Origin of the sequence: Nonomuraea endophytica (assembly GCF_014203235.1) — a bacterium.
In the GTDB taxonomy this organism is placed as follows: Bacteria; Actinomycetota; Actinomycetes; order Streptosporangiales; family Streptosporangiaceae; genus Nonomuraea; species Nonomuraea endophytica.
Genome location: NZ_JACHIN010000005.1, coordinates 1 through 26,578, shown reverse-complemented (window position 1 = coordinate 26,578; position 26,578 = coordinate 1). Strand labels below are relative to the sequence as shown.

Here is a 26,578-nt window from a genome sequence, read left to right as displayed (position 1 = left end):
CTGCCTACGTCCTTTCCACGCAGGGAAAAGCGGCCTTCGCCCTAGACTGCCCCCATGATGGTGGGACGTTCCGCCGAACGCTCCCGGCTGGTCCGTCTCGTCGCCGACGCGAAGGCCGGCCGGAGCCGGTCGCTGGTCGTCCGCGGCGAGGCGGGCATCGGCAAGACCGCCCTGCTGGAGTACGCGGCGGGCGTCGCCGGCGGCATGCGGATCCTCCGGGTGGTCGGAATCGAGTCCGAGGCCGAGATCCCGTTCGCGGCGCTCCAGCTGATGCTGGCCCGCGACGTCGAACGCTTCGACGCGCTGCCGGCGCCGCACGCGCAGGCGCTGCGGGCGGCGTTCGGGACCGGCTCGGCCTCCGGCGACCGGCTCATGGTGGGCGCGGCCACGCTGACACTGCTGTCGGAGCTGGCCGGTGAAGGACCGCTGCTGTGCCTGTTCGACGACGTGCAGTGGTTCGACCGGTCCTCCGCTGACGCGCTGCTGTTCGCTGTCCGGCGGCTCCACACCGATCCGGTGGGCGCGGTCTTCGCGGTGCGCGACGGCGAGCGGCCCTTCCCCGCCGCCGGCATCGACGACATCAGGCTGCCGCGGCTCGGCGCGCGCGACTCCGCCGAACTGCTGGCCACGGTCGGCCCGCTGCCGCAGCCGGTCGCCGACCGGGTGCTCGAGGAGTCGGGCGGCAACCCGCTCGCGATCATGGAACTGGCCAGGTCCGGCACCGCCGCCCTCCCCTCACCCGTCGCGCCCCTGGCCGCGGTCGGCCGGCTGGAAGAGCACTACCAACTGCAGGTACGCGCGCTGCCCTCGCGCACGCGGCTGGCCCTGCTGCTCGTGGCCGCCGACCACGGGTGCGAGCTGTGGTCGTTCCTGGCCGCGGCGGAGCGGCTCGGCCTGGGCGCGGACGACCTGGAACCGGCCGAGCAGATGGGGCTGGTGCGGGTGACCGGCGAGGCGGTGGAGTTCCGGCATCCGCTGATCCGGGCGGCGGCGTACCAGGAGGCGCCGTTCGCGCGGCGGCTCGCGGCGCACCGGGCGCTCGCCGACGTCCTGTCCGATCCGCGCGACGCCGACCGGCGCGCCTGGCACGCCGCGACCGCCGCGGGCGGGACCGACGACGGGGTGGCCGACGAGCTGGAACGGGCCGCCGAACGCGCCCTCGCCCGCGGTGCGCCCGCGGCCGCGTCCCGGGCGCTGGAACGGGCGGTGCAGCTGAGCGGCGACCCCGCCGTCCAGGCCCGCCGCCTGGTCACGGCCGCGCGCGCGGCCTATGACGCCGGCCTGCTGGACCACGCGGCCACCTTGGCGGCGGCGGTCACCGCGATGACCGGCCCCGCACTGGCAGGCGCCGACCCGGCCGAAGGCGGCGCGATGTCCGGGAATGTGGCGTGGGTTCAGGCTGAGGCGGCGTGGATCCGGGCGCAGGTCGCCTACGAGCGGGACTCGCCCGCGCGGGCCTGCGAACTCGCCATCGACGCCGCCACCCCCGTCCTCACCGCCGATCCGGCCCGCGCGATCTCCGTGCTGATCGAGGCGGTGTGGTGCGCCCGCGACTCCGCCGACGAAGGGCTCCTCGCCCGGTGCGGGGAGCAACTGGGGCGGGTGCGCGGCGGCCCGCCCGAGGTCGCCCGCGCGCTGGGCGGTTTCGTCGGCCTGCTCAGCGGCCGGACCGAGGAGGCGGTGCCGCCGATGCGCGACCTGCTCCTCGCGGCCGGCGACGGGGGCATGGACGCCACCCTCGAAGGGCTCTCCGCCGGTTTCCTCGGCGTCCTGATCGGCGCCGACGACCTGGCCCTGAAGGTGCTCGACCGGCAGGTCGCCACGATGCGCGCCCAAGGCGCCCTGGGCTGGCTGCCGTACGCCCAGGAGCCGCTCGCGCTCGCCCAGCTCGTTACCGGCAGGTTCCGCGACGCGGAGGCGAACGTCGCCGAAGCCCTCTCCCTGGCCGCCGAACTGGGCCAGGACCTCCAGGCGATCGTGCTCACCGCGATCTCGTGCTGCCTCGCGGCCGTCCGCGGCGAGGTGGACACCGCCAGGCAGCAGGCCGACCTGGTGCTCAAGCACGCCGGCCGCCACGGCATGGCCGCCGCCCAGGCCACCTGGGCACTGGCGCTGATCGACCTCATGGCCGGTGATCCGCACGCCGCCCTCGACCGCCTCGACGAGGTCTGCGCGGGCCCGCCCGGCCGCGACGTGACCGTCCGCGCCATCGCCGACCACGTCGAGGCCGGGGTACGCGCCGGCGATCTGGACCGGGCCCGCCGCCACCTGCCGCAACTGGCGAGTTGGGCCGGGCACACCGCGAGCCCGGCGGCCGAAGCACTCCTGCTGCGCTGCACGGCCCTGCTCGACGACAGCCGGGAGGCACAGGGGCACTTCGAGGCGTCGCTGGCCGTGGACGGCTGTGGCCTCCACGACCGGGCCCGCACCCGGCTCGCCTACGGAGAATGGCTGCGCCGTCACCGCCGCCCCACCTCGGCACGGGCCCAGCTGTCGCAGGCGCTGGCGACGTTCGACCAGGTCGGCGCCTACGGCTGGCACGCCCGCGTGCGGACCGAGCTCGTCGCGCTCGGCGGCCCCGTCCCGCCCGCCGACACCGCGGCCGCCGAACAGCTCACCGCGCAGGAACTCCAGGTCGTCCGGCGCGCCGCCCTCGGCCTCAGCAACCGCGAGATCGCCGCCCAGCTGTTCCTCAGCCCGCGCACCGTGGGCCACCACCTGTACAAGGCCTACCCGAAGCTCGGCGTCAGCAGGCGAGCCGAACTGGCCCAGCTCGACCTGTAGGTAGGCCGCCGGTTCAGCGCCAGTAGTTCGACCGATGCGGCCTGCCGCCCCCGGCTCCTAGCGTGCCTAGGTAGGCGTCGAAAGGGGCAGCCATGGGAAAGCTCATCGTGCACAACATGATCACCGTCAACGGCGTGTTCGACTCGCCCGCCCCCGACACCTGGCTGGAGGCGGACAACGACAGCGGCGACGCCTCGCTCGAACAACTCCTGCTGGCCGACGCGCTGGTGCTCGGCCGCAAGACCTACGAGGGCCTGGCCGCCGTCTGGCCCCACCTCGGCGGCGATCCGGGGCTCGGTCGCTACGCCGAGCGCATCAACGGCATGCCCAAGTACGTCGCCTCCCGGACCCGGCCGGGCCCGCTGGAGTGGAACGCCACCCTGATCAGGGGCGAGCTCGACGAGGCCGTGCCCGAGCTGAAGGACACCCACGGCGGCAACCTGGTCGTCTCCGGCTGCGGCGAGTTCGCGCACACGCTGGCCAGGCGCGGGTTCGTCGACGAGTTCTGGTTCTGGGTCAACCCCTGTCTCTGGGCGGCGGGCCCTCGGGTCTTCGACGGCGTCGGCCCGATCCGGCTGCGGCTGGTGGCGGCGACGCCGTACCGGTCGGGCGTGCTGTGGCTGCGCTACCGTCCGGCGGGCCCGCTCACATGATCGCGAGCTGGCCGCCGTCGATGACGAGCTCGGTGCCGTGGATGAACGCGGCGTCGTCGGAGGCCAGGAAGGCGTACGCGGCGGCGACCTCCTCGGCAAGTCCCGCCCGGCCGAGCGGGATGTGGTCGCGGGCGTAGCCGGAGACGAAGTCGTCGGCCAGACCGGCGGAGATGGAGGAGTTGAGCGGCGTCTGGATGTAGCCGGGGCACAGCGCGTTGATCCGGATGCCGTGTTTGCCGAGCTCCACCGCCATCGTCTTGGTCAGCAGGAGCACCCCGCCCTTGGAGGTGTTGTAGTGGGCGTAGTCGGCCTCGCCGCCCAGGCCGTTGGTGGAGGACATGTTCAGGATCACCCCGCCGGAACCGCGCTCCACCAGGTGCTGGGCGACCGCCTGGGCGACCAGGAACATGCCGCGCAGGTTCACCGAGATGATCCGGTCCCAGTGTCCGGGGGTGATCTCCAGGAACGGCTCGCGCCACGCCGTACCCGCGTTGTTGACCAAGATGTCGATCCCGCCCAGCGCCGCGACGGCGCCGTCGACCAGGCGGGCCACGTCGGCCTCCGCGCTGACGTCGCCGGCCAGCCCGCTCACCTCGCCGAGCGCGGCGAGCTCGGTCACCGCCGCGTCCACCTCGGCCTTGTCGAGGCCGCCGAGCACGACCCTGGCGCCCTCTTCGAGAAACCTGCGGGCGGTGGCGGCGCCGATGCCGCTGCTGCCCCCGCTGATCAGCACCCGCTTGCCGGCCAGGCCGCGCATGCTGCCTCCTTTCAGCGCACGGCCCCGCGGGCGGCGACGCTCAGTTCGGTGATGACTTCCCCGTCCTCGACGCCGTAGGCGATGTCGAAGAGGTTGACGACAGAGCAAGCATGGCTGGGAATCAGCCCCATCCGCGAACCGACGGGCAGCTCAGCGTGGTGGCCGGGCTCCAGATGCGCCACGCCGTGCTCCTCGTTCAAGAACTCCATCCGCAGGTACGGCAGGCCGACCGCGCGGATCCAGCCCGGCGTGCCGTACCCGTCGGAGGTGAGGCACTTGGTGCCCGCGTCACACACGACCCGCTCCGGCATCGGCCGGCCGATCACCGTGGTCAGGATCCTGGCCGCGGTGCTCTCCTCGGTGGCGACGCCGAGGCGCATCATGGCGGTGTCGTTGAAGATGTAGGTGCCCGGCCGGATCTCGGTCACGCCGGCGACCCCGGCCACGTGGCGGGCGGTGGGGGTCGAGCCGACGCTGATCTCGCGCAGCGAGATGCCGTCGCGGGCGCACATCTCGGCGGTCTCCACCAGGTCCTCGCCTTCGCGGCGGGCGGCCTCGGCCAGCTCGGCCGGGGTGCGGGAGTGGTAGGCGTGCCCGGCGAGGGTGAGCAGGCCGACGACCTCCACGCCGGGGATCGCGGCGATCTCGGCGACCAGGTCGGCGCTGGGCCGGCCCGGCGGGCGGCCCAGCCGGTGCTGGCCGGTGTCGACCTCCACCAGCACCTCCACCGGCGGCCCGCCGAGTCGGCCGAGATCGGCGGCGACCTCGGGGGAGTCGAGGCTGACGCGCACCCTGGCCCGCTCGCGCAGCGCGGCCAGGCGGCGCAGCTTGGGCCGGCCCCAGATCGGAAACGCGAGCAGGATGTCGTCGATGCCGGCCTGCGCCATCACCTCGGCCTCGCCGAGCTTCGCGCAGGTGATGCCGCTCGCGCCGGCTTCGAGCTGCATCCTGGCCAGCTCGGGCATCTTGTGGGTCTTGACGTGCGGCCGGAGACGGACGCCGTTCGCGGAGGCCACCTTCGCCATCTCGCTCACGTTGGCCCTGACCACATCGAGGTCGATGACCAGGGCAGGGGTGTCGATTTCTGGATACATCTATGGATCACGCCCCCTCGGGTCTTTGCCTGCTGAACGTAACACAGCCATTCCGTCAGACGCATCAGCTTTCCGTCATACAGAATGCTGGACAGTTCCAGGTAACTCTTGACAGGTGCCCCCGCCACTGCTGTCCTTTTCGCCTAGCCGGAATGGCATTCTGCATCACGGAATGGAGAGCTCGCATGAGAGTCGGCACGGTCCGGGTCGGACAGGCCCGCATGGCCGCGGAGGAACGCGACGGACGCTGGTACGCCCTCGACGTGCCATCGGGCACCCCGCTGGAGTCCGTGCTGGCCGCCGGGCTCGGCACCGCTGGGCTCGGCACCGCTGGGCTCGGCACAGTGGGGACCGGCGGGCTCGGCACCGGCGAACCGCTCGACGGCGCGGTGCCCGTCCGGCCGCTGCGGCCAGGCAAGATCGTGGCGATCGGGCTCAACTACCTCGACCACATCCGCGAGGCCGGGATGGACAAGCCCGAGCGGCCGCTGATGTTCGCCAAGTTCCCCTCCAGCGTGATCGGGCCCGGCGAGCCCATCGTCATCGACGCCGGACTGACCGAGCGTGTGGACTGGGAGGTCGAGCTGGCCGCGGTCATCGGCACGCCGCTCAGGAACGCCGGCGAGGACGAGGCCCTGGCGGGCGTGGCCGGCTATACCGTGGCCAACGACGTCTCCGCCCGTGACCTGCAGTTCGCCGACGGCCAGTGGACCCGGGGCAAGAGCCTGGACACCTTCTGCCCGCTCGGCCCGGTCATCGTGACGCCCGACGAGCTCGGCGACCCGCAGGCGCTGAAGCTCTGGACCCGCGTCAACGGTGAGACCGTCCAGGACTCCAGCACCGCCGAGATGCTCTTCGGGGTGGCCGAGCTGCTGGCCTTCTGCTCGCGCGCCTTCACCCTCGAACCCGGCGACGTCGTGCTGACCGGCACCCCCTGGGGCTGCGGCGAGTTCATGAACCCGCGCCGCTCCCTGCGCCCCGGCGACACCGTCGAGGTCGGCGTCGAGGGCATCGGCACCCTGGTCAACCCCGTCACGGAAGGCACCCGATGAAGGTCCTGGTCACGGAAGGCGCGATGAAGGCCCCGGTCACGGGAGGCGCGATGAAGGTCCTGGTCACGGGAGGCGCGATGAAGGTCCTGGTCATGGGTGGCGTGCGATGAGGGCTCTGGTGTTCACCGGGCCCGGCGCCATGGAGGTGCGTGACGTGCCGGAGCCCGAGGTCGGCGCCGGTGAGGAACTGGTGCACGTGGTGACCTCCGGCATCTGCGGCAGCGAGCTGCACGGGGTCAGGACTCCCGGGTTCCGGGTGCCGCCGCTGGTGATGGGGCACGAGTTCGCCGGCCGTACCGGCGACGGCAGGTTTGTGGTGGTGAACCCGATCCTGTCGTGCGGCGCCTGCGACCTGTGCGCGCTCGGGCTGCGCAACGTGTGCAGGAAGCGGGAGATCGTCGGGGTGCACCGGCCGGGCGGGTTCGCCGAGCGGGTCGCGGTGCCGTCGGGCACGCTGACCGAACTGCCGGAAGGGCTCGGCTGGACGGCGGCCGCGATCGTGGAGCCCGCGGCCAACGCGGTGCACGCCTGGTCGCTGGCCGGCGCGCCCGCCGGCGCCCGCGTGGGGGTCATCGGGGCCGGCGCCATCGGCCTGGCCTGCCTGCTGGTCGCCGGCTCCGGCGGCGCGGCGCGGATCGAGGTCGCCGACCGCTCCGAGCACCGCCGCGAGATCGCCGGCCGGCTCGGCGCCGACGCGGCCGTGGCGGAGCTGGCCGGAGAGTACGACGTGATCTTCGACGCGGTGGGCGCGGCCGGCACGCATGAACAGTCGCTGGCCCGGCTGCGTCCCGGCGGCACCGCCGTCTGGCTGGGCCTGGCCGACCCGACGGCCGGATTCGACGCCGCCGCGCTGGTGCGCGGGGAGAAGCAGGTGGTCGGCTCCTTCGCCTACCGCGACGCCGACTTCGCCGCGGCCGTCGGCCTGGTCGCCGGCTGGGACCTCAGCTGGGTGGCCACCTTCCCGCTCAGCGAGGGCGCGGAGATCTTCACCTCGCTGATGAACGGGCGCACCACCCCCGTCAAAGCCCTGCTGACCTTCTGAATCGAGGCGTCCATGTCCGTGCGCACACCTCTGTCCGACTACCGCCCGATCTCGCAGCTCAGGGTCCCCGTCCACCACGTGGAGCGGGCCCGGCTGCCGGTCGTGGACGCCCACACCCACCTCGGCCGCTGGCTCAGCGAGGACGGCGACTGGATGGTCAAGGACGTGCCCGCGCTGCTGGCCGAGATGGACACGCTCAACGTGCGCGCCATGGTCAACCTCGACGGCCGCTGGGGCGCGGAGCTGGCCGCCAACCTCGAACGCTACGACGCCGCCCACCCCGGCAGGTTCGCCACCTTCTGTCACGTCGACTGGTCGCGGACCGCCGAGCCCGGCTTCGGCGAGCGCCTGGCCGCGCAGCTGCGCGCCTCGGTCGCCGAGGGCGCCGCGGGGCTGAAGGTCTGGAAGGACGTCGGCCTGCGCGTGCGCGACCACCGCGGCGAGCTGGTCATGCTCGACGACGTACGGCTCGGCCCGCTGTGGGCCGCGGCGGGAGAGCTGGGCATCCCGATCGCCCTGCACACCGCCGACCCGGTGGCGTTCTTCGAGCCGGTCGACGAGCGCAACGAACGGCTCGAACAGCTCGCCGCCAACCCCGGCTGGGTGTTCTCCGGCCCGGAGTTCCCGCCGTTCGAGCGGCTGATCGAGGCCATGGAGACCATGATCGGCATGCATCCGGCCACCACCGTGATCGGCGTGCACGCCGGATGCTGGCCGGAGAACCTGGCCTGGGTCGGCGCGATGCTCGACGAGCACCCGAACTTCCACGTCGACATCGCCGCGCGCCTGGCCGAACTGGGCCGGGCGCCGCGGGCCGCGCGCGAGCTGATCATGCGCCATCCGGGCCGCGTGCTGTTCGGCACCGACGACCTGCCGCCGGACCCGGAGTCGTACCGGATCCACTTCCGCTTCCTGGAGACCGCCGACGAGGCGTTCGCCCACTCCACCGAGGACCCTCCGCTGATGGGCCGCTGGACCATCAGCGGGCTGGACCTGCCTGACGACGTGCTGGCCAGGGTCTATGCCGGGAACGTCCGCGCGCTCGTGCCGAGGCTGGCGTGAACGGGCGGCCCCACCCCCGGCAGGGCCGCCCCGTGCCCTCACCTACACGGCTTGTACGGCTTGTCGTACAACGAGTAGTCGGTCGCCTTCTTGATGGAGTTGAACTTCAGCGTGGCGGCCTTGGCGCAGAAGCTGCCCGGCGCGGTCTTGTACTCCACCTGGAAGACCGGCTTGCCCGCCTTGACGAAGGCGGACAGGACATCGCACTCCTTCCACTCGAAGCACTCCTCGTTGACCGCGTAGTCGAAGTGGGAGACCAGCTCGTCCACCTGGCTGAGGTCGTTCTTCAGCGCGACGGACAGGCCCTTCCTGTGGGCCATGGCGGCCAGCGCCTTGTTGTAGGTGAGCTGGGTCTGCGCGCTGATGTTCCAGCCGGTGACCTGCTGGCCCTCCTCGTGCGCGTGGACGACGTCGAACTCGACCCCGTCGAACCCGGCCCGCACACACTTGTCGACGCGCGCCTCCATCATCTTCAGCAGGAAGTCCCGCTGGCCCTTGTCGTTGTTGATGTTGGCCCAGCGCTCGTTCGGGAACTCGTCGCTGAACGGCTTGCCCAGCAGCGACTTGCCGTGGCTGTCGTGCCACTCGACGAACGTCTGGTAGTCGGGGCGGAAGTCCTCGATCGAGCCGGCGTCGATGTAGCAGACGGCCTTGGCGCCCTTGGCGTGGATGGCGCTGACGCCCGCGGTGTTGAGCGTGGTGTTGTTGCCCGCGACCTCGGCGTCCACGTACAGGTCGATGTCGAAGACGCTCGGCCGTACGCAGGCGCCGCCGGACTGCGGCACCTCGCAGATGCCGACGTTGATGCCGCCGGTGGCGGCATGGGCCTTGCTGCCCTGGAGCTGGTACTGCCAGCGGCTCTGCACCGGCGGTCGCCAGATCGCCGCGCCGCCCGACGCCTCGGCCGTCGCACCGGCGGTGAAGGCCAGCGCGGGCACGAACGCCAGCGCCGCGGCCAGGGCCAGGCGGGATATGCGATGGATCAACAAATCAAGCCTCCGTTCCGTATTGCGGAATCATGTTCCGCAGTTAAGGAAACAGAGGAAGATCGGAGGTTGTCAACCTTCTCTCGATGTCGAGAATTCCGTGCTGACGATCATTCCACAGTATGGAATTCTGGTCTGTATTACGGATAGCTGGTTATACTGCCGCACGTAGCGGAGACCCACGCCCGCTTCGTGCTCTGTGGAGGGAAAGTGGCCCATGGCACGCATCGTGTTCGTCGGCGCGGGCAGCGTCGAATTCACCAAAAATGTTCTCTCTGACATTCTGACATTTCCGGAACTGGGGGATTCCACCACCCTCGTCCTGCACGATATCGACGCGGAACGGCTGGCCACCGCGGAGGCCATGGCCGCCTGGATGGTCGCCAAGCTGGGCCTGGGCGCCAAGGTCGAGGCCCACCTCGACCGGCGCCGGGCCGTCGAGGGCGCCGACTACGTGATCAACGAGATCGCGGTCGGCGGGTACTCCGCCACGCGCACCGACTTCGAGATCCCACGCCGCTACGGCCTGCGCCAGACGATCGCCGACACCCTCGGCATCGGCGGCATCTTCCGCGCCCTGCGCACGATCCCGGTCATGGTCGGACTGGGCAACGATCTGGCCGAACTGGCGCCGGACGCGCTCCTGCTCAACTACACCAACCCGATGGCGATGATCCCGCGCGCCGTCTACCAGGGCACGCCGTTCAAGAACGTGGTGGGTCTGTGCCACTCGGTCCGCGACACCCAGGCCCGCCTGGCCTCGCTGGTCGGCGTGCCGGAGGAGGAGGTCTCCTTCGTCACGGCCGGGGCCAACCACCAGGCGTTCGTGCTGAAGTTCGAGCATCAGGGCCGCGACCTCTATCCGGCGCTCGACGAGGTGATCGCCGCCGACCCCGAACTGCGCAGGACCGTGCGGGTGGAGATGTACCGCCGCTTCGGCCACTTCCCGACCGAGTCCAGCGAGCACGGCTCGGAGTACCTGCCGTGGTTCCTCCATCACGACGACCAGGTCGAGCACTTCCGCATCCCCGTGGAGATCTACCTGCGCTGGTCGGAGGAGAACCTCGACACCTACGAGGAGACCAGGCGGCGGCTGGCCGCGGGGGAAGGCGTGGAGATCGAGCCCGCCATGGAGCTCGCCTCCGAGGTCATCCACTCCATCGAGACCGGCACGCCCCGGGTGGTCCACGGCAACGTGCGCAACGACGGCCTGATCGCCAACCTCCCGGCCGGCGCCTGCGTCGAGGTGCCGTGCCTGGTGGACCGGGCCGGGGTGCGCCCGACCCGGATCGGCGCGCTGCCGCCGCAGCTCGCCGCCCTGAACGGGACGTTCCTCAACGTGGGCGAGCTGACCGTGCTGGCCGCGCTCGAAGGGCGCCGCGAGCACGTCTACCACGCGGCCATGCTCGACCCCAACGCCGCGGCCACCCTCACGCTGCGGCAGATCCACGATCTCGTGGACGAGATGATCGCCGCCCACGGCGACCTGATGCCGGAGGGCGTGCGATGAGGCGGGCCCTGGCCGCGGCCGCGGTCCTCGCGCTGGCCGTGAGCGGCTGCGGGGGAGGCGGCAAGGAACCCGCGGCGAACGGCCCGGTGGAGATCACCATCTGGCACGGCCAGGAGGACGCCTCCGCCAAGTCGATCGAGAAGCTGGTCGCCCAGTTCAACCAGAGCCACCCGGACATCAAGGTCGACACCGAGTCCGGCGGAGCCACAGCGGACGGCATGCTGCCCAAGATCACCGCCGCGCTCACCTCCGACGCCTACCCCGACATCGCCTACCTCTACGGCTCCTGGGCGCCCAACATCGCCAGGAACCCCAAGACGGCCGACCTCACCGAGTTCGTCCAGGACCCGGCCATCAAGTGGCAGGACTTCTGGGCCAGCGAACGCGAGGCCATCACCGTCAACGGCAAGGTCATCGGCTTCCCCGCGGTCGTCGACAACATGGTGGTCCTCTACAACAAGAAGGTCCTGGCCAAGGCCGGGCTCAAGCCACCGGGCCCGGACTGGACCTGGGACGACTTCCGCGCGATGGCCAAGCAGTCCACCGACGCCAAGGCCGGCGTCTTCGGCGCCACCTGGCCGATCAGCGGCGGCGAGGAGGCGGTCTGGGGCCTGTGGCCGATGGTCTGGCAGGCGGGCGGCGACATCCTCACGCCCGATCACAAGAAGGCCGCCTTCAACTCTCCCCAGGGCCAGCAGGCGCTCGACCGGCTGCGCGGCATGGCCGTGGACGACAAGTCGCTCTACCTCGACTCCAGCCCGGCCGAGAAGGGGCAGAAGCTGTTCGAGTCGGGACGGCTGGCCATGTTCATGTCCGGGCCGTGGGTGCTGCCCGACCTGCAGGCGGCCAAGGTCGACTACGGCGTCTCGCCGCTGCCCGGCACGAACGGCAACCACGAGACCATCTCCGGGCCGGACAACTGGGTGGTCTTCCAGCACGACGAGCGCCGGGTCAAGGCGGCGGCGACGTTCCTGGCCTGGCTGACCTCGGCCGAACAACAGCTCGTGTGGATGAGCGACACGGGGTCGCTGCCGATCCGCGAGTCGATCACCAAGCTGTCCGGCTACCAGGACTATCTCAAGAAATATCCGGGCATTGATGTGATCTCCGCCAACCTGGCCAACGCCAAGCGGGTCCGGCCGCCGACCACGCGGTACCCGAGGGTGTCGGCGTTCGTCGCCGAAGGCATCGCCCAGGCCCTGCTCGGCAAGAGCGACGCCAAGACGGCCCTGGACGAGGCGGCCAAGAAGGCCGACGCGGCGCTGGCCGTACCGGGATCATGAGCGCGACCGCGCTCGGCGCCACCGCCAGCCAGCACCGGCGCCAGAAGGACCGCAGAAAGCTCGGCGAGAACATCGCCGGGTGGTCCTTCGCCGGGCCGGCGACCCTGGTCATCCTGGGGTTCTCGCTCATTCCGATGGCCTGGGCGCTGGCGCTGTCGTTCACCGACTCCGACCTGATGTCGCCGGGCCGCAACGTCGGGCTGGACAACTACCGGGCGCTGCTGGCCGACCCGGTGTTCTTCCAGGCGCTGCGCAACACCGGGCTGCTCCTGGTGTTGTACATCCCGTCCTCGCTCATCGCCGGGCTGCTCGTGGCGGTGCTGCTGAACAGGAAGGTGCGCGGCATCGGGTTCTACCGGACCTGCTTCCTCGTGCCCTACGTCGTGTCGGCCACCGCCACGGGCCTGCTCATGGGCTTCGTCTTCGACCGTGACTTCGGCCTGGTGAACGGGCTGCTGGCCAAGCTCGGGCTGCCGCTGCAGGGCCTGCTCAGCAGCCCCTCGCAGGCGATGCTCGTGCTCACGGCGATCTTCTTCTGGACCCGCTTCGGGTTCGCCGTGGTGATCTACCTGGCGGCCATCCAGGAGATCAGCAAGGAGGTGCTGGACGCCGCCGCGATCGACGGCGCCGGCGCCTGGGCCAGGTTCCGCCACATCATCGTGCCGTCGGTGCGGCCGATGACGATCTTCCTCACCGTGTGGGGCGTGATCGACGCGCTGCAGTTCTTCGACCTGGTCATGACCACGACCAAGGGCGGCCCGGCCAACGCGACCGTGACCATCGTCTACTACGTGTGGCAGCTCGCCTTCAGCTTCTCCACCGCCGGGTACGGCGCGGCCGTGGCCTACGCCCTGTTCGCCGGAACCCTGGTGCTGATCGTCGCCGGCCTGCTGCTCGCGCGGCGCAAGGGGGTGACGACATGAGGCGCTGGTCGGGCAGGTGGCATCTGCTCCTGGTGCCGATGTCGGCGGTGGTCATGCTGCCGTTCGTGTGGCTGCTGCTGAGCTCGGTGATGACCCAGGCCGAGCTGAACAGGTTCCCCCCGGCGATCTGGCCGGAGAGCATCGACCTGGGCGGCTACCGCACGGTCGTGGAGCGCTCGAACTTCCTGCGCTGGTTCGTCAACAGCATCATCGTCTCGGGCGCGATCGTGGTGGCCCAGGTGGTGCTGTGCAGCATGGCCGGCTACGCGTTCGCCAGGATCAGGTTCGCCGGCTCCAAGCTGGTCCTGATCCTGGTCATCGCCACCGCGCTGATCCCGTTCCAGCTCACCGTCATCCCGACCTTCCTGATCTTCAACGAGGCCGGGCTGACCGACACGCTGGGCGCGCTGATCGTGCCGCAGCTCGCCTCGGCCGTGGGCATCTTCCTGATGACCTCGTTCTTCCAGTCCTTCCCGAAGGAGCTGGAGGAGGCGGCGCGCATCGACGGCTGCTCGCGGGTGGCGACGTTCTACCGGGTGGTGCTGCCGGTGGCCAGGCCCGCCCTGGCCGCGCTGGCGGTCATCACGTTCATCACGGCGTGGAACGACCTGTTCTGGCCGCTGGTGGCGATCAACTCGGAGGACAACTACACGGTCCAGGTGGGCCTGACGACCTTCCAGGGCCAGCACCGGGCGGACTGGCCGGCCATCATGGCGGGCACCGTGCTGACCACGCTTCCGGTGCTCGCGGTGTTCCTGTTCGGCCAGCGCCGGTTCGTGCAGGCGCTGACCGGCGCGGTCAAGGGCTGAGGTCGCGGTAGGGGTTGGCGGGGAGACCCGTATAGGGAGTACGGCAGCGCCACAGCTCCCCGCCCGTCCTGCCGTCCCAGGCCGTGGTGATGTACAGCTCGCCGAGGCCGGGGCCGCCGAAGGCGCAGCTCGTCACGTTGGCGGCGGGCACCTCCACGGCCAGGTCGAGCCGCCCGTCGGGCCGCAGGCGCAGGACCGCGCCGCCCTCCCACAGGGCGACCCACACATGCCCGTCGGCGTCGACCGTGATCCCGTCGGGGAAGCCGCGCGGGATCTCGGCGAACACCCGGCGCCCTGCCGTCCGCCCGCTGGCCGGGTCGTAGTCGAAGACGTCCACCCGGCCCGTCGGGGTGTCCACGTAGTAGAGCAGCCGCTCGTCCGGGCTCCAGGCGATGCCGTTGGAGATCGAGACCCCCTCCAGCACCCTCTCGCATCGCCCGTCGGGGTCGAGCCGGTAGAGCGCGCCCGCGCCCGGCGTGTCGTCCTCGGCCTTGGTCCCGGCGAAGAAGCGCCCGGCGCGGTCGCAGGCGCCGTCGTTCATCCGGTTGCCCGGCCGCTCGGCCGCCGTCACCGCCGCGACCACCTCCAGCCCGCGCCCGTCGCGCACTCCTCGCCCGTCGCGCGGCCCGCCCCCGTCCCGCAGTACGGCGAAGCCCTCCATGACCGCCAGCGCCAGCCCGCCGCCGATCCTGGGCACCGCCACGCCCACCGGCCGGCCGACCTCGGTCACCTCGTGCGAGCCGTCGGCCGGATCGAGCCGGTGCACCAGCCCGGCCGGGATGTCCACCCACAGGAGCGTGCCCGTCTCCCCGTCCCAGCGCGGCCCCTCGCCCAGGCTGGCCCGCGGCACGGGAACGACCTCCGGCTCCATGGCTCCTCCTTCTTTCCGCGATGCAGAACCTCATTCCACGCCAAACCCACACCATCACCCCGGGAATCGGGCTGTCAACCGTCAGCCCTGCTCGGCGATCGCCTTGCGCAGGCTGTGTCCCAGCTCCTCCATCCGGGCCGGCGGCATCCTGTCCTTGATCGCGGTCACGCTCACCGCGGCGACCGGGGACGTCCTGCCCAGGAACAGGGGAGCCGCCACGCAGCGCACGCCCGGCTCGTTCTCCTCCAGGTCGAGCGCGTAACCGCGGCGCCGTACCTGGTCGAGGTGGGTGGCCAGCTTCGCCGGGTTCGTGATCGTGTTGCGGGTCCTGGTCGACAGCGGGCCGAACCGCTCGGCCCAGGCCTTGATCGCCTCGTCGCTCGGGTACGTCCAGGCCAGCAGCGCCTTGCCCACGCCCGTGCAGTGCGCGGCGTTGCGCCCGCCCACCACCGAGGTCATCGTGATCGAGCGCACCGCCTCGACCTTGTCCAGGTAGACCACCTCGGTGCCGTCGAGCGTCGCCATGTGCACGGTCTCGGCGAACTCCTCGCTGAGCCGCAGCAGCAGCGGCCGCACGAGCGTGCGCAGATCCATGCTCTCGTAGAACCTGAACGCGGTCGCGAGCATCTCGGTGCCCAGGAAGTACGGCCCGCTCGGCTCGGGCTGCGCGGCGAACCCCCGGTGCTTCAACGCGCCGAGCAGCCGATGGAGCGAACTCTTGGGCAGCCCGAGCCGCGTGGCCAGCTCGTCGAGCGTGACTCCGCGGCTGTGCCTGCCGATCTCCTGCAGGATCAGCAGGGCACGGTCCACGCTTCCCACCGGTGACTGGGTCTCCGCCATAACGCCTCCCTCGCTTATTCCGGATAATGGAATGCTAGAGCGTTATGCGGAAGATCCGTAATCGGCGTGTCGTTCAGTCCTTCTCCTCGCCGGGGTCGTGGAGGGTCCAGGTGCCGCGCCGCCGTACCACGGTGAGATAGACCACCGTGCCCGCGACCAGGATGGCGGCGGTGACGATCAGGCTGGGGCGGCCGATCACGGGGTCGATGGCGCTGGTGTAGATCACGTACGCCAGCGCGGCCAGGGCGGCGACGGGCGCCAGCGGGTACAACGGCATGCGGTAGACGCCGTGGGCGGTGCTGCCGTTGCGGCGGCCGCCGATGACGGCGACGCAGAGGGCGGCGTAGATCACCACCAGCGAGGTGCCGGTGACGACGAGCAGGTAGCGCTCGGGCACGAAGCAGAGCGCCGCGCTGACCGCGCCGGCGGCGATCGTCGCGGTCCAGGGGGTGCCGAAACGCGGGTGGATGCGGCCGAAGAGGGTGTTGACCCGCGCCGGCCAGGTCGCGTCGCGGGCGCTGCTGAAGATCAGCCGCGCGGTGAGCAGCATGATGGCGATCACCGCGTTGCCGATGGCCAGGGCGACGCCCAGGCTGATCAGCGTGTTCAGGGTGCCGCCGCCGTGCTCGGCGACCACCTGCTGGACCACGTTGCCGCCGTCGAGGCTGGTGGCCGACAGCAGGACGGCGGTGATCGGGATGAGTTCGGCGGCGACGGTGATGGCCAGCGCCCACAGGATGACCCGGGCGATGTTGCGCCGGGCGCCGTGGGTCTCCTCGCCGAAGTAGACGGCGGAGCCGTACCCGTTGTAGGAGAAGATCGCCACGGCGGTGGCGAGCGCGATCAGCCCGAGCGTGGCGGGGGAGCCGTCCGGCGCGACCGGGTTCACCAGCAGGTCGGTGAAGGGGCGCTCGACGTTGAGCACGCCGATGGCCGACAGCGCGAGCAGCGCCAGCATCTCCAGGGCCAGGAAGACGCCGGTCACCACGGCGTTGAAGCGGATGTCGAACACCGCCACCGCCGCGGCCAGCGCCACCGTGACCGCGCCCGCCAGTGGACCGGGCAGGCCGGGGAACAGCACGCCCAGGTACGTGCCGACGCCCAGGGCAATCACCGCGAGGATCAGCAGCTGTGTGACCAGGACCAGCACCAGCGCCAGGAATCCGGGCAGCCGGCCGAGGGTCCTGCCGATGATCGTGTACTCGCCGCCGGTCAGCGGATAGGCCGACGACAGCTCGGCGTACACGAAGGCCATGAAGACGCCCACCACAGCGGCGAGGACGTAGCTCCAGAACGCGCCCGTCCCGGCCTGCCGGACCACGCCCGGGCCGATGATGAAGACGGACGAGGCGGGTGTGATGGCCGACAGGACGATCAGGAGAGTTCCGAACGCGCGCAGCCCGCGCTTGAGACGGGCACCGGGACGGGTCTGGGACGTGCTCATCCGCGCCTCCATACTTTTAACCAGCATCAAAGAACTCCGCCGAAGCGCAGTCAAGAGCGGCCGACTAAAGTTTGATATGCCTTCAAAGAATGCGAGGTGCCATGGCACGACCCAGCCGAGCCCACGAGCGGCGCGCCCATCTCATCGCCGCGGCCAGGCGCAGCGTCGTCGAACGCGGGCTTCTCGGCCTGCGCCTGCGCGACGTGTCGCAGGAGGCGGGCATGTCCTCCGGCTCGGTGCTCTACTACTTCCCCGGCCTCACCGACCTGCTGCGGGAGGTACACCGCGAGGCCGTCGAGCGGTTCTGCGACGAGCGCGAGGCCGTCGTGCGCCACGAGAGCGACCCGCGGCTCCAGCTGTCGGCGATGATCTCCAGCGGGCTGCCCGGCGACCCGCGCGACGAGCTGTGCGTCCTGCTGTATGAGCTGGGCGCGATCGCCAGGCGCGACGCCGCCTGCGCCGCCGCCTACATCAAGCTCTACGAGCGGCAGGTCGGCATCTACGCGGCCATCCTGCAGGCGGGCGCCGCCACCGGCGCGTTCACGCTGACCGACGAGCCGCTGGCGATCGCGCGCAACCTCGTCACGCTGGAGGACGGCTACGGCCTGCACATCACGATGGCCGTGCCCACGCTCTCGCCCGCGCTCGCGGAGCGCCACCTGCGCGCGTACGCCGCCGGGGCGACCGGGGTGAGCCTGTGACCCTTCAGGCCGCCCGGAGAGTACGCCTGCCCGCCAGCACCGCCACGCCCACGGTGACGGCCATCCCCGCGGCGATCGTGCCCGCGTAGACCAGCGGCGCCGCGGCCTGCAGCGGGTCGCCCGTCTTGACGATCGCGAACGGCAGCACGCTGGCGAACGCGCCCAGCCCGCCCGCGGCCACGCTGACCACGGCGGCCGCCGCGACCTCGCGCACGAGCATCCCGAGCGTCTGCGCCCGCGTCGCCCCGACCAGCGTCATGACCGAGAACTCGGCCCGCCGCCTGGTGATCGAGGCGATGAGGTTGTTGCTCAGCGCGATGGCCATGAAGGCCGAGATCAGGACCACGACCAGGTAGTTGATCGAGGCCATCAGCTGGCCCGCGCCGCCTCCGGCGCCGGCGGCGTTCTCGATGCCCTGCATGCTGAGCGTGCCGGCGGCGATGCCGGTGAACAGCGTCAGGAACGTCGCGGCCGGCCGTACCCGGTCGGGGGCGGCGGACAGGTTGATCGCGGCCAGGTGCGCGGCGGCCCCCCGCCGGCCACGGACCGCGCCGAGCAGGCGGGACACGAGCGCCAGGAACTCGGGCGCGAGCGTGCTCAGGCCCGCGGCGACCAGCACGCAGCCCGGCCCGGTCATCGCCGTGGTCAGCACGCTCGCGGGATCCATCGCGAGCACGGCGGCCGAGGAGACCAACCCGGCGGCGATCGCGGCCACGCCCGCGACGCGCCGCCCCCGACCCGGCCGCTTCGAGGTACGGCGGCGCGCCGGTGCGGCGGCGTCGGCGACCGGGCTGCGGTAGGCCGGCGACCTGCTGCCGAACCAGGCGGCGACGACGCTCGCGGCCATCACCACGAGCGTGCCGGCGACCGGCAAAAGCACGCCGGGCGCGTAGACCGTGACGTCCGCGATGAGTCCCGTGTCGCGGATCGCACCAGTGACGGCCCAGCCGAGGAGGTAGCCCCCGGCCAGGCCGGGGAGCGCGGCCATCGTGGAGACGGCCAGCGTCTCGACGGCGATCATGAGCCGCACCTGGCGCGGCGTCGCGCCGATGAGCCGCAGCCCGGCGATCTCGCCGGCCCGGCCGCCCAGGGCGACGCCGATCGTGGAGACCATGGCGAACAGGACGATCGCCACCACCCAGCCGCCCATGATCAGCGGGAACTGGGTGAGGAACGGGCGGTCGGCCGTGGCGGTGCCCTCGGCCAGCCCGGTGGCCAGCAGGCTCGTCATCGACGAGACCAGGACCGTGCCGACGAGCGCGACCAGCCCGGTGGCGAGCGCGACCGTGCGGTGGTGTGCGAAGGAGCGCAGCGCGAGAGTCAGCATCAGCGGGCCGCCGACTGCTCGGCCGACTCCACCAGCACGGCCATCCTGGCCGCGACCTCCTGGGCGGTGGGTCTCGGCAGCCGGTCCACGATCCGGCCGTCGGCCAGGAACAGCACGTGGTCGGAGTAGGAGGCGGCGACCGGGTCGTGGGTGACCATGATGATGGTCTGCCCGTGGTCGGCCAGCTCGCGCATCAGCGTGAGCACCTCGCGGGCGCTGCGCAGGTCCAGGGCGCCGGTGGGCTCGTCGGCGAAGACGACGTCGGGATCGGTGATCAGCGCGCGGGCGACGGCGACGCGCTGCTTCTGGCCGCCGGACAACTGGTCGGGCCGGTGACCGGCGCGGTTGCCCAGCCCCACCCGGTGCAGGAGCGCGGCCGTGTGCCCCGGCCTCGGCCTGCGCGCGTCCAGGCGCAGCGGCAGCTCCACGTTGTCGTGCGCGGACAGCGCGGGAAGCAGGTTGAACGACTGGAAGACGAATCCGACCCGGCGCCTGCGCAGGTGGGCGAGCTGGGTCTGGTCGAGCGTGCCCAGGTCGCGGCCGTCGAGCTCGGCCACGCCCGAGGTCGGCTTCTGCAGGCCCGCCGCGCAGTGCAGCAGCGTGGTCTTGCCCGATCCGGACGGTCCCATGATCGCGATGAACGAGGAGCGCGCCACGTCGAGGTCGACGCCGCGCAGGGCGTGCACGGGTCCGGCCTCGCCGGGGTACTCGCAGCGCAGGTCACGGATGCGGACGATGGGCGGTGCGGTCATGTGTCACTCCATGTATGAACGTATATTTAAAACGAACGTTTAACTGATACCGTAGGACACATGGGGCACAAAGACAAACTGCTGACGGCGGCCCGCGACTGCCTGCTGACGATCGGGTACGCGCGCACCACCGTCCGGGACCTGGTCGCGGCGTCGGGCGCGAACCAGGCGTCGATCAACTACCACTTCGGGTCCAAGGAGCAGTTGCTCACGCGCGCCCTGCACGACCTCAACAAGGAGTGGGGCGAACTGCTCTTCGCGATCCTGGAGACGCCCGACCTGCCCGACAGCGGCGCCCACGAGGCCAGATGGGCGCGGATCATCGAGTCGATCACGGCCAACCGGGAGCTCTGGTTCGTCAACTTCGAGTCCGTCGCCTCGGCGCGCAACGACGACGAGATCCTGAGCATGATCGTCGAAGGTCAGGAGAAGGCGAAGGTCTCGATGGCCCGCGCCTTCGCCGGCCTCGGCCCCGAGGCCCCGCCCGAGGAGGTGCGGGCGGTGGGCTCGCACTACTTCGCCCTGCTCGTCGGCGTCGCTATGCAATGGCTGACCGACCCCGACCACGCGCCGGCGGCCGCTCAGATCGCCGCCAGGCCCGCCTATTGACGGAAGGCTCGCGGACGCTGAACGTGAGAGGCCAGAGCTGTCAGGGTGACCGGGCGAGGCGACCGTGAGTGAGTTGAACCGCAGGCGATTACTGGGCGGGCTGGCCGGAGGCGCACTGATGGCGGGCGGCCTGCCCGCCGTGCCGGGCGGGGGCGTCACCGCGCTCGTCCGGGCCACGCTCATCGACGGGAGCGGCGCGCCGCCGGTGCGGAACGCGACCGTCGTCCTGGCCGGCGACCGGATCCTCGCCGCCGGCCGCCGTCCGGCCCCGCCCGGGGCTCGCGTGGTGGACCTGGCCGGCCGCTACCTCATCCCGGGCCTGTGGGACATGCACACCCACAGCGCCGACCTCGAACGCACCTTCCCGCCGCTGCACGTGGTGCACGGCATCACCGGCATCCGGGAGATGGCGGGCACACCGGCCGCCCACGCCGTACGCCGGCGCATCGAACGCGGCGAGCTGCTGGGCCCGCGCATGGTGATCGGGAGCAACCTGATCGACGGCCCGCCCGGCGCCTGGCCGGGCGCCGACGTGGTCACCACCGACGCCGAGGCCCGCGCCGCGGTCCGCGAGGCCCGGCGCGAGCACGCCGACTTCGCCAAGGTCTACACCTACCTCTCGCCCGGGGCCTACGCGTCCGTCGCGGACGAGGCCCGCCGGCTCGGGCTCCCGTTCGCCGGGCACGTGCCCGCCCGCGTCCCGGTCGAGCAGGCCGTCAGGCTGGGCCAGCACACGATCGAGCACCTGTACGGCATGTACCTGTCCACCTCGGCCCAGGCCGCCGACCTGTACGCCCGGCTGGCGGCCATGCCCGCCGACCCCGCTCATCCGGACTGGTGGGGCCGCCAGTGGTGGCGGCTGGAACGCGACGCCGTGGCGACCCACAGCCCGCGCCGGGCCGGGAAGCTGTTCGCGCTGATGAGGCGGCACGGCGCCTGGCAGTCGCCCACCCTGGTGACGCTGCAGCGCTTCCGCCGCGCGCCCGACGACCTGCTCAACGACCCCGAGCTGCGGGCGCCGCTGCGCTACATGCCCGCCCAGGTGCGCCTGTGGTGGGAGGAGGAGGTACGCGCCCGCCCCCCGATGACCCCGGACGAACCGGCCCGGTGGCGCGCGTACTTCGAGGCCCAGCTCCGCCTGGTCAAGGCCATGGACGAGGCCGGAGTGGACATCGTGGCCGGCACCGACGCCGGCGGCGCCTTCATCTTCCCCGGCATCGACCTCCACGCCGAGCTGGGCCTGCTGGTGAGGGCGGGCCTGTCACCGGCGCGGGCACTGCGCGCCGCCACCAGGGACGCCGCGCGCTGCGCCGGCCTGGAGCGGGCGTCGGGCACGGTCGCCCCCGGCAAGTACGCCGACCTGGTGGTGCTGGACGGCGACCCGCTGGCCGACATCGCCAACACCCGCAGGATCCACGCGGTGGTCTGCCGCGGGCGCTACCTCGGCCCCGGTGACAGGGCGCGCGTGTTCGCCGAGGTCGAGGCCGCCGCGGGCACTCCCTAGGAGCTGGTGAGGATGACGAGCTGCTGGGTCGCCCTGGTCATCGCGACATACCGGTCGACCGCCCCTTCGATGCCCTCGCCGAACCTGTCCGGGTCGACGAGGACGACCAGGTCGAACTCCAGCCCCTTCGACAGCTCAGGCGTCAGCGACCGTACCCGCGTCGTCGCCCGGAACGTGGGGTCGCCGATGACGCAGGCGATCCCGTCCGCGCTCCCGGCGAGCCACGTGTCGAGGATCTGCTGAAGGTCGGAGAGCGGTCCGCGCACGACGGGGAGGTCGCCGCGGCGGATCGAGGCCGGCACGTTGGCGTCGGGGAGCGCGGCCCGGATGACCGGCTCGGCCTCGGCCATGACCTGCTCCGGCGTGCGGTAGTTGACGCTCAGGGTGGCGAGGGTGATCCGGTCGAGCCCGATCCGCTTCAGCCGTTCCTCCCACGTCTCGGTGAACCCGTGCCTGGCCTGCGCGCGGTCCCCGACGATGGTGAAGCTGCGCGAGGGGTTCCTGAGCAGCAGCATCTGCCATTCTGCGTCGGTCAGCTCCTGCGCCTCGTCCACGACGACGTGCGCGAACGGCCCGGCCAGCACGTCCAGGTCGGTGGCCGGCGGCGCGCTCTCGTCCACCAGGGCGTCCTGCAGGTCCTTGCCGTGCAGCATCGTCACCGCGCCCTCGCCGTCGTCATCGGCCTCCAGCAGGCGGTCGATGGCCTCGGCCATGTGCGCGCGCTCGGACTCGGCGGCGGCCTTGCGCAGGCGCTGGCGCTTGGCGGCCTCCGGGTCGCCGAGCCGCTGCCGGGCCGCGTCCAGGAGCGGCAGGTCGGACACCGTCCAGGCCTGCGCCTCCGGGCGCTGCAGCGTGCGGATCTCCTCGATGCTGAGCCAGGGAGCGCAAAGGCGCAGGTAGGCGGGCACCGTCCACAGGTCCCCGACGAGGTCGGCCGCTTCGAGCAGCGGCCAGGCGCGGTTGAAGACCTCGCGCAGTTCCCTGTTCTGCTTCAGGGACTTGCGCAGCAGGTGGTCAGGTGCCTCGCCCTCGTGCCGGTCCACCAGGATCGTGAGCAGCTCCTGCCAGATCTGCTCGCGGGCGTCGTTGTGCGGTGTGCCGGGGTCCGGCGCCTCGAACGCCTCGGCCCAGTCGTCGGCGCTCAGCCGGATGTCGGACCAGGGGGTGGTGACCGTCATCGGCTTGGTGGGCGGGTTCTCGTAGAACCTGACGGCCGGCTCGATCGCCGTCACCATCTCGGCCGACGACTTCAGCCGGGCCACCTCGGGGTCGGCCTCGGCCGTCGCCCGGGCCCCCTCGGCGACGAGGTCGCGCAGGGTGCACGTCTGCACGCCCTCCTCGCCCAGACTCGGCAGTACGTCGGCGACGTACGCGAGATAGGGCTGGTGCGGACCGACGAACAGCACGCCGCCACGGTGGTGGCCGAGACGGGGGTCGGAGTAGAGGAGGTAGGCGGAGCGGTGCAGGGCGACGACGGTCTTGCCGGTGCCGGGACCGCCGTCGACGACCAGCGCGCCGCGCGAGCCCGCGCGGATGATGGCGTCCTGGTCGGCCTGGATGGTGCCGAGCACGTCGCGCATCCGCGGCGAGCGACTGCTGCCCAGGCTGGCGATGAAGGCGGACTGGTCGTCGAGCGCGGCGGCGTGCCCCTCGAACCCGTCGGAGGTGAACACCTCGTCCCAGTAGTCGCTGATCCGGCCGCGGGTCCAGCGGTACCTGCGGCGGCTGGCCAGGCCCATCGGGTTGCCGTGCGTGGCGCCGAAGAACGGCTCGGCCGCGGGGGAGCGCCAGTCGAGCAGCAACCGGCGGCCTTCGCTGTCGGTCAGGCCGAGCCGGCCGACGTACACGGGCTCGCCGTCGTCGCTCACCATGTGCCCGAGGCACAGGTCCAGGCCGAAGCGGCGCAGCGCGCGCAGGCGGGCCGAGATCCGGTGGATCTCCAGGTCCCGGTCCAGCGCCTGCCGCCCCTTGCCACCCGGCGCCTTGCGCTCGGCGTCCAGGCGGCCGGACAGCTCGGCGATCGACTGCTCAAGGCTGCTCGCGATGGCCGCGAAGTGCCGCTCGTCGTCGGCGATCAGCGCCGGGTCGGCCTTGGGGGCGAGGTGGGCGGGTAGGTCGAACGCGCTGGTGTTCAGGTGGTTCACGTCCTTCAGTTCCAATATGTGGGTTCTCGCGCGGGAGTCAGCGCTGGTTACCTGCATTCTGTCCCCCGTTTCCGCAGGTTCTGGCCTCGGCCAGCGAGTATGCGGCATGACGGGGGTCTTGCCGCAAGCCCCCCGGTGCGCTATACGTTGAGAGTGGAAAGGCGCGGGTCTTCCCCTTTCCCTCTGCGGCCGCTCCGTCGGACCGCCTACTCTTGCCTGTACGGCGCAGCCTCTCGTGGACAGAACTTCCGAATTGACGAGGCCCTTCGAGGCGTGTAATAATGAAGATGCGTCGAGGTTGACATGCAAAGTAGTTGTGGACTTTCGTTTGCTCTTTAGGGTATGCTGCGATTTCGCACGACCCTTTGCCGCCCCGCTTTCGCCTAGCGATTGACGGGGCGTCCGGCATGCGTGCGCTCGGATCCATCCGCGCCGCCTCGGAAGGACAACTGTTGGCAGCTTCACGCACCGCTCCACCTCGCCTCTCCTTCGCCCGCATCCAGGAGACCCTCGAAGTCCCCGACCTGCTGGCCATGCAGACGCAATCCTTCGACTGGCTGCTGGGCAACGACAACTGGCGGGCGCGCAAGGACATCACGCCCCAGTCCGGCCTGGAAGAGATCTTCGAAGAGATCAGCCCGATCGAAGACTTCTCCGGGACCATGTCCCTGTCGTTCCGCGACCACCGGTTCGAGCCGCCCAAGCACTCGGTCGAAGAGTGCAAGGACAAGGACATGACGTTCACCGCCCCACTGTTCGTGACGGCGGAGTTCATCAACAACGCCACCGGTGAGATCAAGAGCCAGACGGTGTTCATGGGCGACTTCCCGCTCATGAGCCCGAAGGGCACGTTCATCGTGAACGGCACCGAGCGGGTCATCATCTCCCAGCTCGTCCGCTCTCCCGGCGTCTACTTCCACCGTAGCCTCGACAAGACCTCCGACAAGGACCTGTTCAGCTGCCAGGTGATCCCGTCACGCGGCGCCTGGCTGGAGTTCGAGATCGACAAGCGCGACAGCGTCGGTGTGCGCATCGACCGCAAGCGCAAGCAGCCCGTCACCGTGCTGCTGAAGGCGCTCGGATGGACCACCGAGCAGATCCTCGAGCGCTTCGGCCAGTACGAGTCGCTGCGGGCCACCTTGGAGAAGGACCACACCGCGGGCCAGGACGACGCCCTGCTCGACATCTACCGCAAGCTCCGTCCGGGCGAGCCGCCGACCAAGGAGTCGGCCAAGACCCTGCTGGAAAACCTCTACTTCAACCCCAAGCGCTACGACCTCGCCAAGGTCGGCCGCTACAAGGTCAACAAGAAGCTGGGCGTGGACGCGGAGATCACCCGCACCACGCTGACCGAGGACGACCTCGTCGCCACGATCGACTATCTGCTACGCCTTCACGCGGGGGTTGAAGGCGCGGAGATCGACGACATCGACCACTTCGGCAACCGTCGTCTGCGCACCGTCGGCGAGCTCATCCAGAACCAGGTCCGCCTGGGCCTGGCCCGCATGGAGCGCGTCGTCCGCGAGCGGATGACCACCCAGGACGTCGAGGCGATCACGCCGCAGACCCTGATCAACATCCGCCCGGTCGTCGCCTCGATCCGGGAGTTCTTCGGCACCTCGCAGATGTCGCAGTTCATGGACCAGACCAACCCCCTGGCCGGTCTGGCCAACAGGCGCCGCATGTCCGCGCTGGGCCCCGGCGGCCTGTCGCGGGAGCGGGCCGGCGTGGAGATGCGTGACGTGCATCCCTCCCACTACGGCAGGATGTGCCCGATCGAGACCCCGGAAGGCCCGAACATCGGCCTCATCGGGTATCTGGCGTGCTTCGGCCGGATCAACGCCTTCGGCTTCGTCGAGACGCCCTACCGCAAGGTCGTCGACGGCAAGGTCACCGACCAGATCGACTACCTGACCGCCGACGTGGAGGACCGCTTCGTCAAGGCGCAGGCCAACACGGCGCTCAACGCCGACGGCACCTTCGCCGAGTCGCGGGTGCTGGTGCGCACCAAGGGCGGCGACACCGAGCTCGCGCGTGCCGAGGAAGTCGACTACATGGACGTCTCGCCGCACCAGACGGTGTCGGTGGGCACGTCGATGATCCCCTTCCTGGAGCACGACGACGCCAACCGCGCCCTGATGGGGGCGGGCATGCAGCGGCAGGCCGTACCTCTGCTGAGGAGTGAGGCGCCGCTGGTCGGGACCGGCATGGAATACCGTGCGGCGACCGACAGCGGTGACATGGTGATGGCGGCGAAGGCCGGCGTGGTCGAGGAGGTCTCCGCCGACTACGTCACCGTGATGAACGACGACGGCACCCGCATCACCTCCCGGGTGGCCAAGTTCAAGCGTTCCAACCAGGGCACCTCGTTCAACCAGAAGCCCATCGTCGTCGAAGGCGACCGGGTCGAGGTCAACCAGGTGATCGCCGA

Annotated in this window: 22 protein-coding genes; 13 read left to right on the top strand and 9 right to left on the bottom strand. The window is 71.2% G+C overall.

All coding sequences use genetic code 11. The annotated features are described in order from the left end of the window. Positions 1 to 54 precede the first annotated feature (54 nt). Positions 55 to 2,784 carry an ATP-binding protein gene (locus HNR40_RS19095; RefSeq protein ID WP_184963115.1) on the top strand — a complete coding sequence of 910 codons (2,730 nt, stop codon included), beginning with the start codon at positions 55 to 57 and terminating at the stop codon, positions 2,782 to 2,784. Between the two features lie 92 nt (positions 2,785 to 2,876). Beyond that, on the top strand, positions 2,877 to 3,437 hold the full coding sequence (locus HNR40_RS19090; RefSeq protein ID WP_184963113.1) for a dihydrofolate reductase family protein: 561 nt from the start codon (positions 2,877 to 2,879) through the stop codon (positions 3,435 to 3,437). On the opposite strand, the gene HNR40_RS19085 is transcribed toward HNR40_RS19090, so the two are convergent. Both HNR40_RS19085 and HNR40_RS19080 read right to left on the bottom strand, forming a co-directional pair. Further along, entirely contained in the window at positions 3,430 to 4,194 is a 765-nt protein-coding gene (locus HNR40_RS19085) for an SDR family NAD(P)-dependent oxidoreductase (protein ID WP_184963111.1), read from the bottom strand. The two genes, HNR40_RS19090 and HNR40_RS19085, sit on opposite strands and share 8 nt — an antisense overlap. A gap of 11 nt (positions 4,195 to 4,205) precedes the next feature. Continuing rightward, a complete protein-coding gene (locus HNR40_RS19080; protein ID WP_184963109.1) occupies positions 4,206 to 5,288 on the bottom strand; it encodes an alanine racemase in 1,083 nt (360 codons plus the stop codon). 185 nt (positions 5,289 to 5,473) lie between these two features. On the opposite strand from HNR40_RS19080, the gene HNR40_RS19075 reads away from it, so the two are divergent. The 3 genes from HNR40_RS19075 (at position 5,474) to HNR40_RS19065 (ending at position 8,444) form a co-directional block, all read left to right on the top strand. Next, the gene (locus HNR40_RS19075; protein WP_184963107.1) at positions 5,474 to 6,340 is read left to right on the top strand and encodes a fumarylacetoacetate hydrolase family protein; all 867 of its coding nucleotides are present in this window, start codon (positions 5,474 to 5,476) and stop codon (positions 6,338 to 6,340) included. Positions 6,341 to 6,446: 106 nt separating this feature from the next. Next, positions 6,447 to 7,382 (top strand): zinc-binding dehydrogenase, encoded by a 936-nt coding sequence (locus HNR40_RS19070; RefSeq protein WP_184963105.1) that lies wholly within the window; start codon positions 6,447 to 6,449, stop codon positions 7,380 to 7,382. A gap of 12 nt (positions 7,383 to 7,394) precedes the next feature. Beyond that, positions 7,395 to 8,444 (top strand): amidohydrolase family protein, encoded by a 1,050-nt coding sequence (locus HNR40_RS19065; RefSeq protein ID WP_184963103.1) that lies wholly within the window; start codon positions 7,395 to 7,397, stop codon positions 8,442 to 8,444. Between the two features lie 38 nt (positions 8,445 to 8,482). On the opposite strand, the gene HNR40_RS19060 is transcribed toward HNR40_RS19065, so the two are convergent. Beyond that, positions 8,483 to 9,430, bottom strand: coding sequence for an endo alpha-1,4 polygalactosaminidase (locus tag HNR40_RS19060; protein WP_184963101.1), 948 nt, complete (start codon positions 9,428 to 9,430; stop codon positions 8,483 to 8,485). Between the two features lie 217 nt (positions 9,431 to 9,647). Between HNR40_RS19060 and HNR40_RS19055 the strand changes: the two genes are divergently transcribed. Genes HNR40_RS19055 through HNR40_RS19040 form a run of 4 tightly spaced genes read left to right on the top strand, consistent with a single transcriptional unit; the run spans position 9,648 to position 13,955 of the window. Beyond that, positions 9,648 to 10,940, top strand: a complete 1,293-nt coding sequence (locus tag HNR40_RS19055; protein ID WP_184963099.1) for an alpha-glucosidase/alpha-galactosidase — start codon at positions 9,648 to 9,650, stop codon at positions 10,938 to 10,940. Beyond that, a complete protein-coding gene (locus HNR40_RS19050) occupies positions 10,937 to 12,223 on the top strand; it encodes an ABC transporter substrate-binding protein (RefSeq protein WP_184963097.1) in 1,287 nt (428 codons plus the stop codon). The genes HNR40_RS19055 and HNR40_RS19050 overlap by 4 nt, the downstream gene beginning before the upstream one ends. After that, positions 12,220 to 13,146, top strand: coding sequence for a carbohydrate ABC transporter permease (locus HNR40_RS19045; RefSeq protein WP_184963095.1), 927 nt, complete (start codon positions 12,220 to 12,222; stop codon positions 13,144 to 13,146). Before HNR40_RS19050 ends, HNR40_RS19045 begins: the two co-directional genes overlap by 4 nt. After that, on the top strand, positions 13,143 to 13,955 hold the full coding sequence (locus HNR40_RS19040; RefSeq protein ID WP_184963093.1) for a carbohydrate ABC transporter permease: 813 nt from the start codon (positions 13,143 to 13,145) through the stop codon (positions 13,953 to 13,955). The genes HNR40_RS19045 and HNR40_RS19040 overlap by 4 nt, the downstream gene beginning before the upstream one ends. Here HNR40_RS19040 and HNR40_RS19035 read toward each other — a convergent pair. The 3 genes from HNR40_RS19035 to HNR40_RS19025 all read right to left on the bottom strand — a co-directional run bounded on the left by HNR40_RS19035 (position 13,945) and on the right by HNR40_RS19025 (position 17,110). Beyond that, on the bottom strand, positions 13,945 to 14,826 hold the full coding sequence (locus HNR40_RS19035) for an SMP-30/gluconolactonase/LRE family protein (RefSeq protein WP_184963091.1): 882 nt from the start codon (positions 14,824 to 14,826) through the stop codon (positions 13,945 to 13,947). The genes HNR40_RS19040 and HNR40_RS19035 overlap by 11 nt on opposite strands. A gap of 81 nt (positions 14,827 to 14,907) precedes the next feature. Next, positions 14,908 to 15,666 carry an IclR family transcriptional regulator gene (locus tag HNR40_RS19030; protein ID WP_184963089.1) on the bottom strand — a complete coding sequence of 253 codons (759 nt, stop codon included), beginning with the start codon at positions 15,664 to 15,666 and terminating at the stop codon, positions 14,908 to 14,910. Positions 15,667 to 15,739: 73 nt separating this feature from the next. Further along, the gene (locus HNR40_RS19025) at positions 15,740 to 17,110 is read right to left on the bottom strand and encodes an APC family permease (protein ID WP_184963088.1); all 1,371 of its coding nucleotides are present in this window, start codon (positions 17,108 to 17,110) and stop codon (positions 15,740 to 15,742) included. Positions 17,111 to 17,211: 101 nt separating this feature from the next. Here HNR40_RS19025 and HNR40_RS19020 point away from each other — a divergent pair, with 101 nt between their 5' ends. Beyond that, positions 17,212 to 17,811, top strand: a complete 600-nt coding sequence (locus HNR40_RS19020; protein WP_184963086.1) for a TetR/AcrR family transcriptional regulator — start codon at positions 17,212 to 17,214, stop codon at positions 17,809 to 17,811. Positions 17,812 to 17,815: 4 nt separating this feature from the next. Here HNR40_RS19020 and HNR40_RS19015 read toward each other — a convergent pair whose 3' ends face one another. Both HNR40_RS19015 and HNR40_RS19010 read right to left on the bottom strand, forming a co-directional pair. Further along, positions 17,816 to 19,138: an FtsX-like permease family protein gene (locus HNR40_RS19015; protein WP_184963084.1), complete on the bottom strand. Its 1,323-nt coding sequence runs from the start codon at positions 19,136 to 19,138 to the stop codon at positions 17,816 to 17,818. Further along, entirely contained in the window at positions 19,138 to 19,890 is a 753-nt protein-coding gene (locus tag HNR40_RS19010) for an ABC transporter ATP-binding protein (protein ID WP_184963082.1), read from the bottom strand. Before HNR40_RS19010 ends, HNR40_RS19015 begins: the two co-directional genes overlap by 1 nt. A 60-nt stretch (positions 19,891 to 19,950) precedes the next feature. On the opposite strand from HNR40_RS19010, the gene HNR40_RS19005 reads away from it, so the two are divergent. Continuing rightward, positions 19,951 to 20,499: a TetR/AcrR family transcriptional regulator gene (locus tag HNR40_RS19005; RefSeq protein ID WP_184963080.1), complete on the top strand. Its 549-nt coding sequence runs from the start codon at positions 19,951 to 19,953 to the stop codon at positions 20,497 to 20,499. Positions 20,500 to 20,563: 64 nt separating this feature from the next. After that, positions 20,564 to 22,003 (top strand): amidohydrolase family protein, encoded by a 1,440-nt coding sequence (locus tag HNR40_RS19000; protein WP_221340592.1) that lies wholly within the window; start codon positions 20,564 to 20,566, stop codon positions 22,001 to 22,003. Here HNR40_RS19000 and helR read toward each other — a convergent pair. Then, complete coding sequence (gene helR, locus HNR40_RS18995; protein WP_184963078.1) at positions 22,000 to 24,147, bottom strand: RNA polymerase recycling motor ATPase HelR; 2,148 nt, start codon at positions 24,145 to 24,147, stop codon at positions 22,000 to 22,002. The two genes, HNR40_RS19000 and helR, sit on opposite strands and share 4 nt — an antisense overlap. A gap of 452 nt (positions 24,148 to 24,599) precedes the next feature. Between helR and rpoB the strand changes: the two genes are divergently transcribed. Then, positions 24,600 to 26,578 (top strand): DNA-directed RNA polymerase subunit beta (rpoB, locus tag HNR40_RS18990; protein WP_246509267.1); only part of this gene is annotated, 1,979 nt, incomplete at its 3' end.